This window comes from Streptomyces sp. NPDC107498 (genome assembly GCF_055582805.1).
Genome location: NZ_JBVJPE010000018.1, coordinates 22,130 through 36,963 on the forward strand (window position 1 = coordinate 22,130; position 14,834 = coordinate 36,963).

The window sequence follows — 14,834 nt, forward strand, 5'->3', positions numbered from 1 at the left end:
GACAGTGGCGTACGGGTCGCACTGTCGGATCCCTACAGCCCGGGGCCGGCCCGGACCGGTCCGCGGGTTCGCCGGGAGCGCACTCCGATCCAATGCGCGGACTCGGCCGCCCGTCCCGTGATTGACTTCCCGGACAGTTCAACCGCCGTCTTCCGATCGCCGAGAGCGAGGCCGCTCGTGGTCCATCAGATCGACACTTCGTTCGTCGCGCTGCCCCTGCGGGCGCTCGCCGACGCGGCGCTCGCCCGAGCGCGCGCGCTCGGCGCCGAGCACGCGGACTTCCGGCTGGAGCGGGTGCGCAGCGCCTCGTGGCGGCTGCGCGACGCCAAACCGTCCGGGTCCTCGGACACCACGGACCTGGGCTACGCGGTGCGGGTGGTGCACGGCGGGGCCTGGGGCTTCGCGTCCGGCGTCGACCTGACGATGGACGGGGCCGCGCGGGTCGCCTCGCAGGCGGTCGCCATGGCCAAGCTGTCGGCGAAGGTGATCGCGGCGGCGGGCTCCGACGAGCGCGTGGAGCTGGCCGAGGAGCCGGTGCACGCGGAGCGGACCTGGGTCTCCTCGTACGAGATCGACCCCTTCTCCGTGCCCGCCGAGGAGAAGAGCGCGCTGCTCGCCGACTGGAGCGCGCGGCTGCTGCGGGCGGAGGGCGTGGCGCACGTGGACGCCTCGCTGATGACCGTCCACGAGAACAAGTTCTACGCGGACACGGCTGGCACCGTGACCACCCAGCAGCGCGTCCGGCTGCACCCGCAGCTCACGGCGGTCGCCGTGGACGGGACGACCGGCGAGTTCGACTCGATGCGGACGATCGCGCCGCCGGTCGGACGGGGCTGGGAGTACCTGACGGGGACCGGCTGGGACTGGGACAAGGAGCTCGACGAGATCCCGGGGCTGCTCGCCGAGAAGATGCGGGCGCCGAGCGTGGAGGCGGGCCGGTACGACCTGGTCGTCGACCCGTCGAACCTGTGGCTGACGATCCACGAGTCCATCGGGCACGCCACCGAACTGGACCGGGCGCTGGGCTACGAGGCGGCCTACGCGGGCACCTCGTTCGCCACCTTCGACCAGCTGGGCAAGCTGGCGTACGGCTCCTCGATCATGAACGTGACGGGCGACCGGACCGCCGAGCACGGTCTCGCCACGGTCGGCTTCGACGACGAGGGCGTCGAGGCGCAGAGCTGGGACCTGGTGAAGGACGGCACGCTCGTCGGCTACCAGCTGGACCGGCGGATCGCGAAGCTCACGGGCCTCGGCCGGTCGAACGGCTGCGCCTTCGCCGACTCCCCCGCGCACGTCCCGGTGCAGCGGATGGCGAACGTCTCGCTCCAGCCGGACCCGGGCGGTCTGTCGACGGAGGACCTGATCGGGGGCGTGGAGCGCGGCATCTACGTGGTCGGCGACCGGTCCTGGTCGATCGACATGCAGCGCTACAACTTCCAGTTCACCGGCCAGCGCTTCTTCCGCATCGAGAACGGCCGCCTCGCCGGTCAGCTGCGGGACGTGGCGTACCAGGCGACGACCACGGACTTCTGGGGCTCGATGGAGCAGGTCGGCGGCCCGCAGACGTACGTCCTCGGTGGTGCCTTCAACTGCGGCAAGGCCCAGCCGGGCCAGGTCGCCGCCGTCTCGCACGGCTGCCCGTCCGCCCTCTTCCGGGGCGTCAACATCCTGAACACGACGCAGGAGGCCGGTCGATGAGCCGCGTCAGCAAGCCGTACGAGATCGTCGAGCGGGCCCTGGAGCTGTCCCGCGCGGACGGGTGTGTCGTCATCGCCGACGAGGAGTCCTCGGCCAACCTGCGCTGGGCCGGAAACGCGCTCACCACGAACGGGGTGACCCGGGGCCGGACGCTCACCGTGATCGCGACCGTCGACGGCGCCCGGGGCACCGCCTCCGGCGTCGTCTCGCGGTCCGCCGTGACCGTCGACGACCTGGAGCCCCTGGTCCGGGCCGCCGAGGCCGCCGCGCGTGCCGCCGGGCCCGCCGAGGACGCCCAGCCGCTGGTGGAGGGCGTGCCCGCCTCGCCCGACTTCACGGACGCCCCGGCGGAGACCTCCTCCACCGTCTTCGCCGACTTCGCCCCGGCGCTCGGCGAGGCCTTCGCACGCGCGCGTGCCGGCGGGCGCGAGCTCTACGGCTTCGCCAACCACGAGCTGACCTCCACCTACCTGGGCACGTCCACGGGGCTGCGGCTCCGCCACGACCAGCCCAACGGGACCCTGGAGCTCAACGCCAAGTCCCCCGACCGCTCGCGCTCCGCCTGGGCCGGTCGCTCGACCCGGGACTTCAAGGACGTCGACCCGGCCGCGCTCGACGCCGAGCTGGCGACCCGGCTCGGCTGGGCGGAGCGGCGGATCGAGCTGCCCGCCGGCCGGTACGAGACGCTGCTGCCGCCGACCGCCGTGGCCGACCTGATGATCTACCAGCTGTGGTCCTCGGCGGCCCGGGACGCGGTGGAGGGCCGTACGGTCTTCTCCAAGCCCGGCGGCGGCACCCGGCTCGGCGAGACGCTCTCCCCGCTGCCGCTGACGCTGCGCAGCGACCCGAACGAGCCGGGCCTGGAGTCCTCGCCGTTCGTGATCGCGCACTCCTCCGGCGACGACTCCTCCGTCTTCGACAACGGCCTGCCGGTCGGACCGGTCGACTGGGTGAAGGCCGGCGCCCTGGCGCACCTGATCACCACCCGGCACACGGCGGAGCTCACTCGCCTGCCCGTGGCGCCGGGAGCGGGGAACCTGATCCTGGACGGCGGCGGCGAGCGCTCCCTGGAGGAGATGGTGGCCTCCACCGAGCGGGGCCTGCTGCTGACCTGCCTCTGGTACATCCGCGAGGTCGACCCGGCGACGCTGCTGCTGACCGGCCTGACCCGGGACGGCGTCTACCTCGTCGAGAACGGCGAGGTGGTCGGCGAGGTGAACAACTTCCGGTTCAACGAGTCGCCGGTGGACCTGCTGTCGCGGGCCACGGAGGCGGGCCGTACGGAGAAGACGCTGCCGCGCGAGTGGAGCGACTGGTTCACCCGGGCCGCGATGCCCGCCCTGCGGGTGCCGGACTTCAACATGAGCTCGGTCAGCAAGGGGGTCTGACCCGCCTAGACTGGGTCGCCGTAGCACTGACGACTTTCTGACGACTTTCTGAGGAGACGGACGATCGTGACGGACATCGTCGACGAGCTGAAGTGGCGCGGGCTGTTCGCCCAGTCCACCGATGAGGACGCACTGCGCAAGGCTCTCGCGGACGGTCCCGTCACGTTCTATTGCGGTTTCGACCCGACCGCGGCCAGTCTCCACGTCGGCCACCTGGTCCAGGTCCTCACCGTCCGCCGGCTGCAGCAGGCCGGGCACCGGCCGCTGGCGCTGGTCGGCGGGGCCACCGGGCAGATCGGTGACCCGCGTCCGACGGCCGAGCGCACCCTGAACGACCCGGAGACGGTCGCGAACTGGGTGACCCGGCTGCGCTCGCAGATCGAGCCCTTCCTCTCCTTCGAAGGGGAGAACGCGGCGATCATGGTGAACAACCTGGACTGGACCGCCGGGATGTCGGCGATCGAGTTCCTGCGGGACATCGGCAAGCACTTCCGGGTCAACAAGATGCTGACCAAGGACTCCGTCGCCCGGCGCCTGGAGTCCGAGCAGGGCATCAGCTACACCGAGTTCAGCTACCAGCTGCTCCAGGGCATGGACTTCCTGGAGCTGTACCGCCGCTACGGCTGCACGCTCCAGCAGGGCGGTTCGGACCAGTGGGGCAACCTGGTGGCCGGCCTCGACCTGATCCACCGCCTGGAGCCGGGCGCGCAGGCGCACGCGCTCGCGACCCCGCTGATGGTGAAGGCGGACGGCACCAAGTTCGGCAAGACCGAGGGCGGGGCCGTCTGGCTGGACCCGGAGATGACGACGCCGTACGCGTTCTACCAGTTCTGGCTGAACGTGGACGACCGGGACATCTCGACGTACATGCGGATCCTGTCCTTCAGGTCCCGCGAGGAGCTGGAGGAGCTGGAGGCGCAGACCGCCGAGCGGCCGCAGGCGCGTGCCGCCCAGCGGGCGCTGGCCGAGGAGCTCACCACCCTGGTGCACGGCGCGGAGCAGTGCGCGGCCGTCATCGACGCCTCCAGGGCGCTGTTCGGGCAGGGCGACCTGGCCGGGCTGGACGAGCCGACGCTCGCCGCCGCGCTGTCCGAGCTTCCGCACGCGCGCGTGAGCACCCTCGGCCAGGTCGTGGACCTGTTCGCCGAGGTCGGGCTCGTGGCGAGCAAGTCGGCGGCGCGCCGCACGGTGAAGGAGGGCGGGGCCTACGTGAACAACGTGAAGGTGACCGCCGAGGACGCCGAGGTGGCGGCGGAGGAGCTGCTGCACGGCCGCTGGCTGGTGCTGCGGCGCGGCAAGAAGAACCTGGCGGCGATCGAGTTCGTCGGCTAGCGGGGTCATGGGAGAGGCCCGGTACGCGCGCGGTGCGCCGTACCGGGCCTCTTTCCGTCTCAGGCGCGCTGTCGCCCGTTGCCCCTGATCGAGGCCCACAGCATGTCGCCCAGGCCGACGACGACGACGGCGCCGATCAGCTGGAGCAGGTGCCGGATCCAGTCGATGCCCTTGGTGTCATTGACTCCGATCCAGGTCGCGACCGCGTTTCCGAGCACGCTGCCGAGAATGCCGAACACGGTCGTCAGCCACAGCGGGATCTGCTGCTTGCCCGGCAGGATCGCCTTCGCGATCAGACCGAGGACCAGTCCCACGATGATCGCCCACAACCAACTCATCGTCGCCTCCTAGTACGCATGTGGGCCCAGTCTCGGCGCCTCGGCCATACGGCGCATGTCGGACAGCGCCATACGTGCCCCGGCCTCGTCGTCTCCGGGGTGCGGGCGTACCGTGGAGAGAGGTCCGGACCGGGGAGGGTCCGGCGCGACCGGCGGGTGGTGAGCGGCGATGCAGAAGCATGGCGGGACCGAGGTCTTCCGGATCACGGGGGCCCGGCAGGGGCTCGCCGACGACGTCCGGGGACGACAGCGGCGCTACGTCATCTCGATGACGGTGCGGACGCTCTCCGTGATCGCCGCGACGGTGCTGTGGAACGTCGAGCGGCACGTCGCCTTCGTGGCGCTGGGCCTGGGCCTTCTGCTCCCCTACGTCGCCGTGGTGATCGCCAACGCGGGACGCGAGAGGGCTCCGTCCCTTCCCTCCACCTTCGTCCCCCCTCCGGTGCGCCCCGAGCTCGACCCTCCGAACCTCAAGAAAACCTCAGATCAATCATGACGATCCGGTGCACCGCACCCCGTGTGCCGTGACATACTGCCTACGCGCTCCGCATCCCCCGTCGGAGCGACGGACCGATGCCGGGCAGCTCCCCCCGTGGCTGCCCGGCATCGCTGTTGCTGGACAATGATCGGGTGATCAATGGTCCAGTGAGCGAAGAGAAGCCGATCTGTTCCGCCAAGGGGTGCCGCGCCGACGCCGTCTGGGTCCTCGCGTGGAACAACCCCAAGCTGCACGCGCCCGAGCGCCGCAAGACCTGGCTCGCGTGCGAGGAGCACCGCGAGCACCTCTCGCAGTTCCTGGGCGTACGGGGTTTCCTGAAGGACGTCGTGCCGCTGGGCGAGTGGGACTCAACCGCCGATGGCTGACATCGGGCGCTCGGGCTGGAGGAAGCTCGGGTCGTCGAGACCCGAGCCGGCCTTCTTGCCCCACATGGCCTTCTTCCAGAGCTCCGCGACCGTCTCGTCCGGGGCGTCCGAGCGGAGCGCGGCCCGCAGGTCCGTCTCCTCGGTCGCGAAGAGGCAGGTGCGCACCTGACCGTCGGCGGTGAGGCGGGTGCGGTCGCAGGCCCGGCAGAACGGGCGGGTGACGGAGGCGATGACGCCGACCGTGTGCGGTCCGCCGTCGACCACCCAGCGCTCGGCGGGGGCCGAGCCGCGCTCCTCGGCGCCTTCGGGCGTGAGGGTGAAGCGGGTGCGCAGCGACTCCAGGATGTCCCCGGCGGTGATCATGCCGTCGCGCTTCCAGCCGTGCTGGGCGTCCAGGGGCATCTGCTCGATGAAGCGGAGCTCGTACTCCTCCTCGATCGCCCAGGCCAGCAGGTCGGGGGCCTCGTCGGCGTTGAGTCCGGGCATCAGGACGGCGTTGACCTTGACCGGGGTGAGGCCGGCCTCGCGGGCGGCGGCCATGCCGTCGAGGACGTCCTGGTGGCGGTCGCGCCGGGTGAGGGTCTTGAAGACGTCGGGGCGCAGGGTGTCGAGGGAGACGTTGACCCGGTCGAGGCCGGCCGCCTGGAGGGCGGCGGCGGTGCGCTTGAGTCCGATGCCGTTGGTGGTCAGGGACATCCGGGGGCGGGGCTCCAGGGCGGCGCAGCGCTCGACGATCCCGACGAGGCCGGGACGGAGCAGCGGCTCGCCGCCGGTGAAGCGGACCTCGGTGACGCCGAGGTCGGTGACCGCGATGCGGATCAGCCGGACGATCTCGTCGTCGGTGAGGAGGTCCGGCTTGGCGAGCCATTGGAGGCCCTCTTCCGGCATGCAGTACGTGCAGCGCAGGTTGCACCGGTCCGTGAGCGAGACGCGCAGGTCAGTGGCCACACGGCCGTAGGTGTCGATGAGCACTGTGGGCCCCCTCCCCGTATTCCGGATGCGTGTTCTTCGAGCCTACGCGAGTGCACGGACAACGAGCAGGGCAGATTGTCACGAGGACCGGCGCGGCCGCGTCGTAGAACCCTACGACGCGGCCGTCCGGCGGTCGCGGACCGTGTGCGTCTCAGTGCGCTCCGACTCCGGTGAGGGACTTGACCTCCAGTTCCGCGTACTTGCCCTTGTCCGGCTCCTCCTTGGAGAGGACCGAGCCGAGCCAGCCGAGCAGGAAGCCGAGCGGGATGGAGACGAGGCCGGGGTTCTCCAGCGGGAACCAGTAGAAGTCCACCGTCTTGAACATCGAGGTGGGCTTGCCGGAGACGACCGGCGAGAAGACCACGAGGACGACGGCGGAGACCAGGCCGCCGTAGATCGACCACAGGGCGCCCCGGGTGGTGAACCGCTTCCAGAAGAGCGAGTAGAGGATCGTCGGCAGGTTGGCCGAGGCGGCGACCGCGAAGGCGAGGGCGACCAGGCCGGCGACGTTGAGGTCGCGGGCGAGGGCGCCGAGCGCGATGGAGACGACGCCGATGAGGACGGTCGCCCAGCGGGCGGCCCGCACCTCCTCCTGCTCGGTGGCCTTCCCGCGCCGGATGACGTTGGCGTAGATGTCGTGCGCGAAGGACGAGGAGGAGGCCAGGGTCAGACCGGCGACGACGGCCAGGATGGTCGCGAAGGCGACGGCCGAGATGACGGCGAGGAGGATCGCGCCGCCCGTGGAGCCGGCTCCGCCGCCGATCTCCAGGGCGGCGAGCGGGGCCGCCGTGTTGCCGGCCTTGTTGGAGACGACGATGTCGCTGTTCTTGAGGAGGGCGGCGGCGCCGAAGCCGAGGACGATCGTCATCAGGTAGAAGGCGCCGATGATGCCGATGGCCCAGTTGACGGACTTACGGGCGGCCTTGGCGGTCGGCACCGTGTAGAAGCGGATCAGGATGTGGGGCAGGCCGGCCGTGCCGAGGACGAGCGCGATGCCGAGCGAGAGGAAGTCCAGCTTGGAGACGGCGGTGGCGCCGTACTTGAGGCCGGGCTCCAGGAAGGCGTCGCCCTTGCCGCTGTTGGTGGCGGCGGCGCCGAGCAGCTCCGAGATGTCGAAGTGGAACTTGAGGAGGATGAGGAAGGTGATCAGCAGGGTGCCCGCGATGAGCAGGACCGCCTTGACCATCTGCACCCAGGTGGTGCCCTTCATGCCGCCGATCGTCACGTACACGATCATCAGGAGGCCGACCAGGGCGACGATCGCGATCTTGCCGCCGTCGCTGGTGATGCCGAGCAGGAGCGAGACGAGGACGCCCGCGCCCGCCATCTGGGCGAGCAGGTAGAAGATCGAGACGACGATCGTCGAGGTGCCGGCGGCGGTGCGGACGGGCCGCTGGCGCATCCGGTAGGCGAGGACGTCGCCCATGGTGAACCGGCCGGAGTTGCGCAGGGGTTCGGCGACCAGGAGCAGGGCGACGAGCCAGGCGACGAGGAAGCCGATCGAGTACAGGAAGCCGTCGTAGCCGAAGAGGGCGATGGCTCCGGCGATGCCGAGGAAGGACGCGGCGGACATGTAGTCGCCGGAGATCGCCAGGCCGTTCTGGAAGCCGGTGAACTGGCGTCCGCCGGCGTAGAAGTCGGCGGCGCTGCGGGTCTGGCGGCCGGCCCGGACGGTGATGACGAGGGTGGCGACGACGAAGGCGCCGAACAGGGCGACGATCAGGGGCCGGTGCTCGGTGGTGGCGTTGCCCGCCGCGAGCAGGACGGGGGTGCTCATGCGTCGGCCTCCATGCGGTGCTTGATGGCCTCGGCCTTGGGGTCGATGCGCTTCGCCGCGTGTCGTGAGTAGAGCCAGGCGATGAGGAACGTGGTGGCGAACTGGCCGAGGCCGAGGACGAGCGCCACGTTGACGTTGCCGAACAGCTTGGTCCCCATGAAGCCGGCCGCGTAGTTGGAGAGCAGCACGTACAGCAGGTACCAGGCGATGAAGGCCAGGGTGAGGGGGAAGGCGAAGGAGCGGTGGGCCCGGCGCAGTTCGCCGAACTCCGCGCCCTCCTGCACCTCGACGAACTGCTCCGTCGTGGGCGACGCGGGGTCGTGGGCGGTCTCCGTGCCGTCTCTGGGCGGCGATGCTTCGGTAGTCACGGCATCTCCTCGTGACGCGGGGGCGGTCGGCATGGTCAAGGGGACCTCACCAGGGGTGCGGAAGGCGGGGCGCCGAGCGGAGCCCCTCCCCTGACCAACGGCACGGAGCCGGAAGCGAAGCGGTTCACCCACGGGATTTTCTTGAACAGATCTTCATGAAGTCTTCTCAACTCATTGAAGCTTCGGGAAGATCAGCGATAGCTTCACTCGTCATGCACCTGTTCACGCGCAAACCCGCGCGCGGACAGTACATACGGATGATGTGGAGAACCCATGGCTCATCTGGGATCGAGGCGCGGCCGGGCCCTTGCCCTGCCGGTTGGTCTCGCGCTCACGGCCTCGCTCGGCTTCCTCGCCCCCGGCGCCGCCTCCGCCGCGGAACTGAGCGACGCTCCGGCCACCGTGGCCACGAACGGCCCGAAGCTCTCGTACGTCGTCAACGTCGCGGGCGGTCACTGGACCGGCGCCTCGGTGAAGAAGGCGATCGCCGCCGCGGGCGGCGAGGTGGTCGTCTCGTACGACCAGATAGGCGTGATAGTCGTCCACTCGCAGAACCCCGAGTTCGCGAAGACGATCCGCCAGGCGCGCGGTGTGGTGTCGGCCGGTTCGACCCGGACCGCCCCGCTCTCCGCCCAGTCCGACGACGCCGTCGACGAGGGCGCGCAGACGCTGTCCGCGGCCGAGGCCAAGGCCGCCGCCGCGCGGGCGACGGACGAGCAGGACCCGCTGGAGCCCCTGCAGTGGGACCTCCCGGCGATCAAGGCCGACAAGGCGCACCAGAAGACCCTCGGCAGCAAGCGGGTCACCGTCGGCATCATCGACACCGGTGTCGACGACACCCACCCGGACCTGGCGCCGAACTTCGACGCCGCCGCGTCCGCCAACTGCGTGTCCGGCAAGCCGGACACCACCGCCGGCTCGTGGCGTCCGAACCCGGGCGAGAGCGACCACGGCACGCACGTCGCGGGCACCATCGGCGCCGCCAAGAACGGCATCGGCGTCACCGGTGTCGCGCCGGGCGTGAAGCTCGCCGGCATCAAGGTGTCCACCCCGGACGGCTTCTTCTACACCGAGGCCGTGGTCTGTGGCTTCGTGTGGGCGGCCGAGCACGGCGTCGACGTCACGAACAACAGCTACTACACCGACCCGTGGATGTTCGCCTGCAAGAACGACGAGGACCAGAAGGCTCTCATCGAGGCGGTCTCCCGCGCCACCCGGTACGCGGAGAAGAAGGGCACGGTCAACGTCGCCGCGGCCGGCAACTCCAAGTTCGACCTGGCCGCCGACTCGATCCTCGACAACAGCAGCCCGAACGACACCACGCCGGGCGACCGGGTCATCGACCCGAAGCAGTGCCTCGACTACCCGTCGATGCTGCCGGGCGTCGTGACGGTCTCCGCGACCGGCGCCAAGGGCCTCAAGGCGTCCTACTCCAACTACGGTCTCGGCGTGATCGACGTCGCCGCCCCCGGCGGTGACCGCACCGAGTACCAGACGCCGGACGCCCCGGCGGTCAACGGCCGCATCCTGTCGACCACGGTCAACGGCGGCTACAACTACAAGGCCGGCACGTCGATGGCCTCGCCGCACACGGCGGGCGTCCTGGCGCTCCTCAAGTCGACGCACCCCCACGCGAGCCCGGCGGCGCTGAAGGCGCTGCTGTACGCGCAGGCCGACGAGCGCGCCTGCACCAACCCGTACGACATCGAGGGCGACGGCAAGATCGACGCCGTCTGCGAGGGCGGCAAGAACAAGAACGGCTTCTACGGAGCCGGTCTGATCGACGCCCTGGCCGCCGTGAAGTAAGCGGTGCCCCGAGGGTCCCGGTGCGGTGCGCCACGCCGGGGCCCTTTCGCATGGCACCGAGTGCCACACTGCGGTCATGGACAACACAGTGCGCACCGGTACGGAGTTGTTGTGGTCGGCCCTGGGCGGCGATCCCGCCCTCGTCGACCGCGTGGAGTACGGCGGGGTCTCCGGGCTGCTGCCCGCGCGGCTGCCGGTGATGGACCTGGCGCGCGCGGCGGTCGCGGTCTGCTCGCTCGCCGCGGTGGAGCACGCCGGGCTCGCCGGGGCGGTACGGGTCGACGACGGGGCCGTCGCCACCGCCTTCGTGAGCGAGCGCCACCTGCGGATCGACGGGCGGGCGCCGGTGAGCTTCGCACCGCTGTCGCGGTTCTGGCGAGCCGTCGACGGCTGGGTTCGCACGCACGCCAACTATCCGCACCACAAGGCGGCGTTGCTGGCGGCCCTGGGGGTCCCGGACTCCGTCGGGGCCGTCGCGGCGGCGATCGGCGAGCGGAAGGCCGTCGAGGTCGAGACGGCGGTGTACGCGGCCGGGGGCCTGGCCGTCGCCCTGCGCACGCCCGAGGAGTGGGCGGCGGGCGAGCAGGGCCGGGAGGTGGCGGCGCGGCCGCTGCTGACCCGGGAGCGGCTCGACGGGGCCGCGCCCCGGCACCGCACCGGCCCGCTGCGGGTCCTCGACCTGACCCGGGTGCTCGCCGGGCCCGTCGCGACCCGGACGCTGGCGCTGCTCGGCGCGGACGTGCTGCGGATCGACCCTCCGGGCAACCCCGAACTGCCGGACCAGCACGCGGACACGGACGTCGGCAAGCGGACGGCCGCGCTCGACCTGGACCGGCCGTCGGACCGGCGCGCCTTCGGCGAGCTCCTCGACTCCGCCGACGTGCTGGTCACCGGCTACCGGCCCGGCGCGCTCGACCGGTTCGACCTGGAGCGGCCGGGCCTGGTGACCGCCCGCCTCTCCGCCTGGGGCGACTACGGGCCGTGGGGCGGGCGGCGCGGCTTCGACTCCCTGGTGCAGGCGGCGACGGGGATCGCCGCCGTGGAGGGGTCCGCGGAGGAGCCGGGCGCGCTGCCGGCGCAGGCGCTGGACCACGGCACGGGGTATCTGCTCGCGGCGGCGGTGCTGCGGTCGCTGACCGAGCAGCGGACCGAGGGCGGGAGCCGGCTCGTCCGCCTGGCCCTCGCGCAGACGGGCCACTGGCTCACGGGGACGCTGCCCCGGTACGAGCCGGAGCGGTACCTCGCGGAGTCGGAGGGGCCGCTCGGGCGGCTGCGGCACGCGGTGTCGCCGGTGTCGTACGAGAACGGGCCCTCGGGGTGGTCCCGGGCGCCGGGGGTCGCGGGGGCGGACCCGGCGGAGTGGGCGGGGGCCTGACAGGGCCCGGCCCGGACCCGCGCCACGGGCCGCCTCCCGTGCCCACGCGGCGGGTCCGGGAGGCGGCCCGTGCGGGCTACGGCTTGACCAGGACCTTCAGGGCCGTGCGCTCGTCCATCGCCCGGTAGCCGGACGGGACGCCGTCCAGGCCGACCGTCAGGTCGAAGACCGGGGACGGGTCGACGGTGCCGGCCAGGACGTCCGGGAGGAGTTCCGGGATGTAGGCGCGGACCGGGGCGACGCCGCCGCGCAGCGCGATGTTGCGGTCGAACATGACGGAGAGGTCGAGGCCGGTGCCGCTGCCGTGCGGGACGCCGACGTAGCCGATGGAGCCGCCGTCGCGGGCGATCGCGACGGCCGTGCGCATGGACTGCTCGGTGCCCACGGCCTCGATGACGCCGTGGGCGCCCTGGCCGCCGGTGAGCTCGCGGACGGCGGCCTCGGCGGCCTCGCCGCGCTCGGCGACGACGTCGGTGGCGCCGAAGGCGCGGGCGATGTCGGTGCGGGCGGTGTGCCGGCCGAGCGCGATGATCCGCTCGGCGCCGAGTCGCTTGGCGGCGAGGACGCCGCACAGGCCGACGGCGCCGTCGCCGACGACGGCGACCGTGGAGCCCTTCGTGACGCCCGCGCCGAGGGCCGCGTGGTGGCCGGTGCCCAGGACGTCGGAGAGGGCGAGCAGCGCGGTCAGGAGCCGGTCGTCGGAGGCCGCGTCGGCGGGGAGCTTGACGAGGGTGCCGTCGGCGAAGGGGACGCGGACGGCCTCGCCCTGGCCGCCGTCGGAGCCGACCGAGCCCCAGAAGCCGCCGCTCGGGCAGGAGGTCTGGAGGCCCTCGGCGCAGTACTCGCAGGTGCCGTCGGACCAGACGAAGGGGGCGACGACGAGGTCGCCGGCGGCGAAGCCGGTGACGTCGGAGCCGGCCGCCTCGACGATGCCGAGGAACTCGTGGCCGATGCGCTGGCCGGGCTGCCGGGCGGACTCGCCGCGGTAGGCCCACAGGTCGCTGCCGCAGATGCAGGCGCGCAGGACCCGCAGGACGACGTCCGTGGGTTCCTGGATCACCGGGTCGGGCACGTCCTCCACGCGCATGTCGAAGGGGGCGTGGATGGTGGTGGCGCGCATGCGGAACGGTCCTTGCTGTCAGACGGTTGTACGACGTTCACCGTACATCGCGCGGAGCGCTCCCGCCGTCAGCAGGTACTGCGCCGCGATGTAGGTCAGCATGACCCAGAAGTCGGGCGCCGGCAGCTGGGGCCACTCGGCGACGCCGGTCGCGATGAGGGTGTCGGACAGCAGGAACAGGGCGCCGCCGAGGCCGGCCGCGAGACCGAGGGCGCTGGAGCGGTAGGCCATCGCGGTGAGCAGCAGTGAGTAGCCGGCGACGGGGATCCTCAGGTCGGCGGGGAGGTCGGGCCAGAGGAGCACGACGGTGCCGACGAGCGCGGCCGCGTACAGGGCGCCGAGCGCCGGGGAGGTGCGCCTCCGCCCGAAGAGGACCAGGTAGCAGACGTGTCCGGCGGCGAAGGAGCCCATGCCGACGAGGAAGGCCCCGTCGGCGTCGGAGAGCAGGAGGACGTCGCCGCCCCAGCCGAGGAGGAGCGCGGCGGTGAGCAGGCGCGGGGCGCCGAGGGCGACGGCGTACGCGGCGAGCAGGGGCATCAGGAGCGGTTTGGCGATCTGGTGGCCGAGGTCGGCGCCGGCGAGCAGGGAGACCAGGTCGACGGCGGTCGCGAGTCCGAAGGCGGCGAGGAGCGCGCGGGAGGCGGCGGTCGGGACGGCGCGGGCGGCCGCGGGGGCGGTGCTCACGCGGCGGCCTCGGGCGCGGCACCGGCCTGCGGGGCGGGCAGGGCGTCCGACGCGGGGCCCGTCGCGGTGGCGGGGCCCGTCCCGGCGGTGGGGCCCGTCCCGGCGGCGGGGCCCGTCCCGGCGGTGGGGCCCGTCCCGGCGGTGGGGCCCGTCGCGGTGGCGGGGCCCGTCGCGGCGGCCGGGGCCGGTTGCCAGCCCGGGCCCCGGAAGACCCGTCCGGCGCGCTCGCGCCAGCCGTGCGCGGCGCGCAGGTCGCGGGCGATGGCGGCGTACTCGTGGGTGGCGACGCGCAGCGGGTTGTAGGTCTCGATGTTCTTGGTGAGGCCGTAGACGGGCCGCTCGGTCTCGGCGACCCAGGAGCCGAACATCCGGTCCCAGACGATGAGGATGCCGCCGAAGTTCCGGTCCAGGTAGCCGCCCTGGGAGGCGTGGTGGACGCGGTGGTGCGAGGGGGTGTTGAGGACGTACTCGAAGGGGCGGGGCAGCCTGTCGATGCGCTCGGTGTGGATCCAGAACTGGTAGACGAGGTTGACCGAGTAGCAGAAGGCGACGGCCGCCGGGTGGACGCCCAGGGCGATCATCGGCAGGTAGAACGGCCAGCCGGTCACGCTGGTCCACGGCTGCCGCAGGGCGGTGGTGAGGTTGAACTTCCGGCTGCTGTGGTGGACGACGTGGCAGGCCCAGAGGATGCGGATGACGTGGTGTCCGCGGTGCTGCCAGTAGTAGAAGAAGTCCTGCGCGAGCAGCATGAGCGGGATCGTCCACCAGAGGACGGGGACGCGGAGCGGGGTCAGCTCGTAGACGGCGGTGTAGATCGCGACCACGGGGATCTTCCACAGCGCGTCGAAGGCGAGGCTCCCCAGGCCCATGCCGAGGCTGGTGGCGGCGTCCTTCGTCTCGTACCCGGCGGCGTCCTCGTCGGGGTGGATTCGGTGGCTGACCATCTCGACGACGGTGAGCAGGACGAACGCCGGTATGGACCAGAGCACGACATCGGGCAGGTTCGGCATGGCGTCGACGGTAGAGGCGGGTGGCGGGGGACGGCTAGACGTGGTTACCAACAAGTATGCGAGACGACTTGTCAGCAAGCTTTGGCACCTTCCGACAAG

The 14,834-nt window shown here is 72.0% G+C and carries 14 protein-coding genes; 7 read left to right on the forward strand and 7 right to left on the reverse strand.

The features are described 5' to 3' along the window. The first annotated feature begins 177 nt into the window (after positions 1 to 177). The 3 genes from ACZ66Z_RS27285 (at position 178) to tyrS (ending at position 4,421) form a co-directional block, all read left to right on the forward strand. The gene (locus ACZ66Z_RS27285) at positions 178 to 1,701 is read left to right on the forward strand and encodes a TldD/PmbA family protein (protein ID WP_469938004.1); all 1,524 of its coding nucleotides are present in this window, start codon (positions 178 to 180) and stop codon (positions 1,699 to 1,701) included. Further along, entirely contained in the window at positions 1,698 to 3,089 is a 1,392-nt protein-coding gene (locus tag ACZ66Z_RS27290) for a metallopeptidase TldD-related protein (protein WP_469938005.1), read from the forward strand. The genes ACZ66Z_RS27285 and ACZ66Z_RS27290 overlap by 4 nt, the downstream gene beginning before the upstream one ends. 66 nt (positions 3,090 to 3,155) lie before the next feature. Next, on the forward strand, positions 3,156 to 4,421 hold the full coding sequence (gene tyrS, locus ACZ66Z_RS27295; protein WP_469938006.1) for a tyrosine--tRNA ligase: 1,266 nt from the start codon (positions 3,156 to 3,158) through the stop codon (positions 4,419 to 4,421). 59 nt (positions 4,422 to 4,480) lie between these two features. Here the strand turns inward: tyrS and ACZ66Z_RS27300 are convergent, their stop codons facing one another. Beyond that, the gene (locus ACZ66Z_RS27300; RefSeq protein WP_469938007.1) at positions 4,481 to 4,759 is read right to left on the reverse strand and encodes a GlsB/YeaQ/YmgE family stress response membrane protein; all 279 of its coding nucleotides are present in this window, start codon (positions 4,757 to 4,759) and stop codon (positions 4,481 to 4,483) included. A gap of 169 nt (positions 4,760 to 4,928) precedes the next feature. Here ACZ66Z_RS27300 and ACZ66Z_RS27305 point away from each other — a divergent pair, with 169 nt between their 5' ends. Both ACZ66Z_RS27305 and ACZ66Z_RS27310 read left to right on the forward strand, forming a co-directional pair. Continuing rightward, positions 4,929 to 5,255, forward strand: coding sequence for a DUF3099 domain-containing protein (locus ACZ66Z_RS27305; protein ID WP_469938008.1), 327 nt, complete (start codon positions 4,929 to 4,931; stop codon positions 5,253 to 5,255). 134 nt (positions 5,256 to 5,389) lie between these two features. Continuing rightward, the gene (locus ACZ66Z_RS27310; protein WP_469938009.1) at positions 5,390 to 5,623 is read left to right on the forward strand and encodes a hypothetical protein; all 234 of its coding nucleotides are present in this window, start codon (positions 5,390 to 5,392) and stop codon (positions 5,621 to 5,623) included. On the opposite strand, the gene moaA is transcribed toward ACZ66Z_RS27310, so the two are convergent. From moaA to ACZ66Z_RS27325, 3 genes are all read right to left on the reverse strand, one after another. Continuing rightward, on the reverse strand, positions 5,606 to 6,595 hold the full coding sequence (gene moaA, locus ACZ66Z_RS27315) for a GTP 3',8-cyclase MoaA (RefSeq protein ID WP_469938010.1): 990 nt from the start codon (positions 6,593 to 6,595) through the stop codon (positions 5,606 to 5,608). The genes ACZ66Z_RS27310 and moaA overlap by 18 nt on opposite strands. A gap of 151 nt (positions 6,596 to 6,746) precedes the next feature. Beyond that, the gene (locus ACZ66Z_RS27320) at positions 6,747 to 8,372 is read right to left on the reverse strand and encodes a solute symporter family protein (protein WP_469938011.1); all 1,626 of its coding nucleotides are present in this window, start codon (positions 8,370 to 8,372) and stop codon (positions 6,747 to 6,749) included. After that, positions 8,369 to 8,740 (reverse strand): DUF485 domain-containing protein, encoded by a 372-nt coding sequence (locus ACZ66Z_RS27325; protein WP_469938012.1) that lies wholly within the window; start codon positions 8,738 to 8,740, stop codon positions 8,369 to 8,371. Before ACZ66Z_RS27325 ends, ACZ66Z_RS27320 begins: the two co-directional genes overlap by 4 nt. A 273-nt stretch (positions 8,741 to 9,013) precedes the next feature. On the opposite strand from ACZ66Z_RS27325, the gene ACZ66Z_RS27330 reads away from it, so the two are divergent. Together ACZ66Z_RS27330 and ACZ66Z_RS27335 are read left to right on the forward strand one after the other, a co-directional pair. After that, positions 9,014 to 10,546, forward strand: coding sequence for a S8 family peptidase (locus tag ACZ66Z_RS27330; RefSeq protein ID WP_469938013.1), 1,533 nt, complete (start codon positions 9,014 to 9,016; stop codon positions 10,544 to 10,546). Positions 10,547 to 10,622: 76 nt separating this feature from the next. After that, positions 10,623 to 11,921, forward strand: coding sequence for a CoA transferase (locus ACZ66Z_RS27335; protein WP_469938014.1), 1,299 nt, complete (start codon positions 10,623 to 10,625; stop codon positions 11,919 to 11,921). A gap of 76 nt (positions 11,922 to 11,997) precedes the next feature. Here the strand turns inward: ACZ66Z_RS27335 and ACZ66Z_RS27340 are convergent, their stop codons facing one another. From ACZ66Z_RS27340 to ACZ66Z_RS27350, 3 genes are read right to left on the reverse strand one after another with little or no spacing between them, the layout of a single operon-like run. Beyond that, positions 11,998 to 13,041 (reverse strand): zinc-dependent alcohol dehydrogenase family protein, encoded by a 1,044-nt coding sequence (locus ACZ66Z_RS27340; RefSeq protein WP_469938015.1) that lies wholly within the window; start codon positions 13,039 to 13,041, stop codon positions 11,998 to 12,000. A gap of 18 nt (positions 13,042 to 13,059) precedes the next feature. Beyond that, a complete protein-coding gene (locus ACZ66Z_RS27345; protein WP_469938016.1) occupies positions 13,060 to 13,725 on the reverse strand; it encodes a lysoplasmalogenase in 666 nt (221 codons plus the stop codon). Then, the gene (locus tag ACZ66Z_RS27350) at positions 13,722 to 14,735 is read right to left on the reverse strand and encodes a sterol desaturase family protein (RefSeq protein ID WP_469938017.1); all 1,014 of its coding nucleotides are present in this window, start codon (positions 14,733 to 14,735) and stop codon (positions 13,722 to 13,724) included. The genes ACZ66Z_RS27345 and ACZ66Z_RS27350 overlap by 4 nt, the downstream gene beginning before the upstream one ends. Positions 14,736 to 14,834 lie beyond the last annotated feature (99 nt).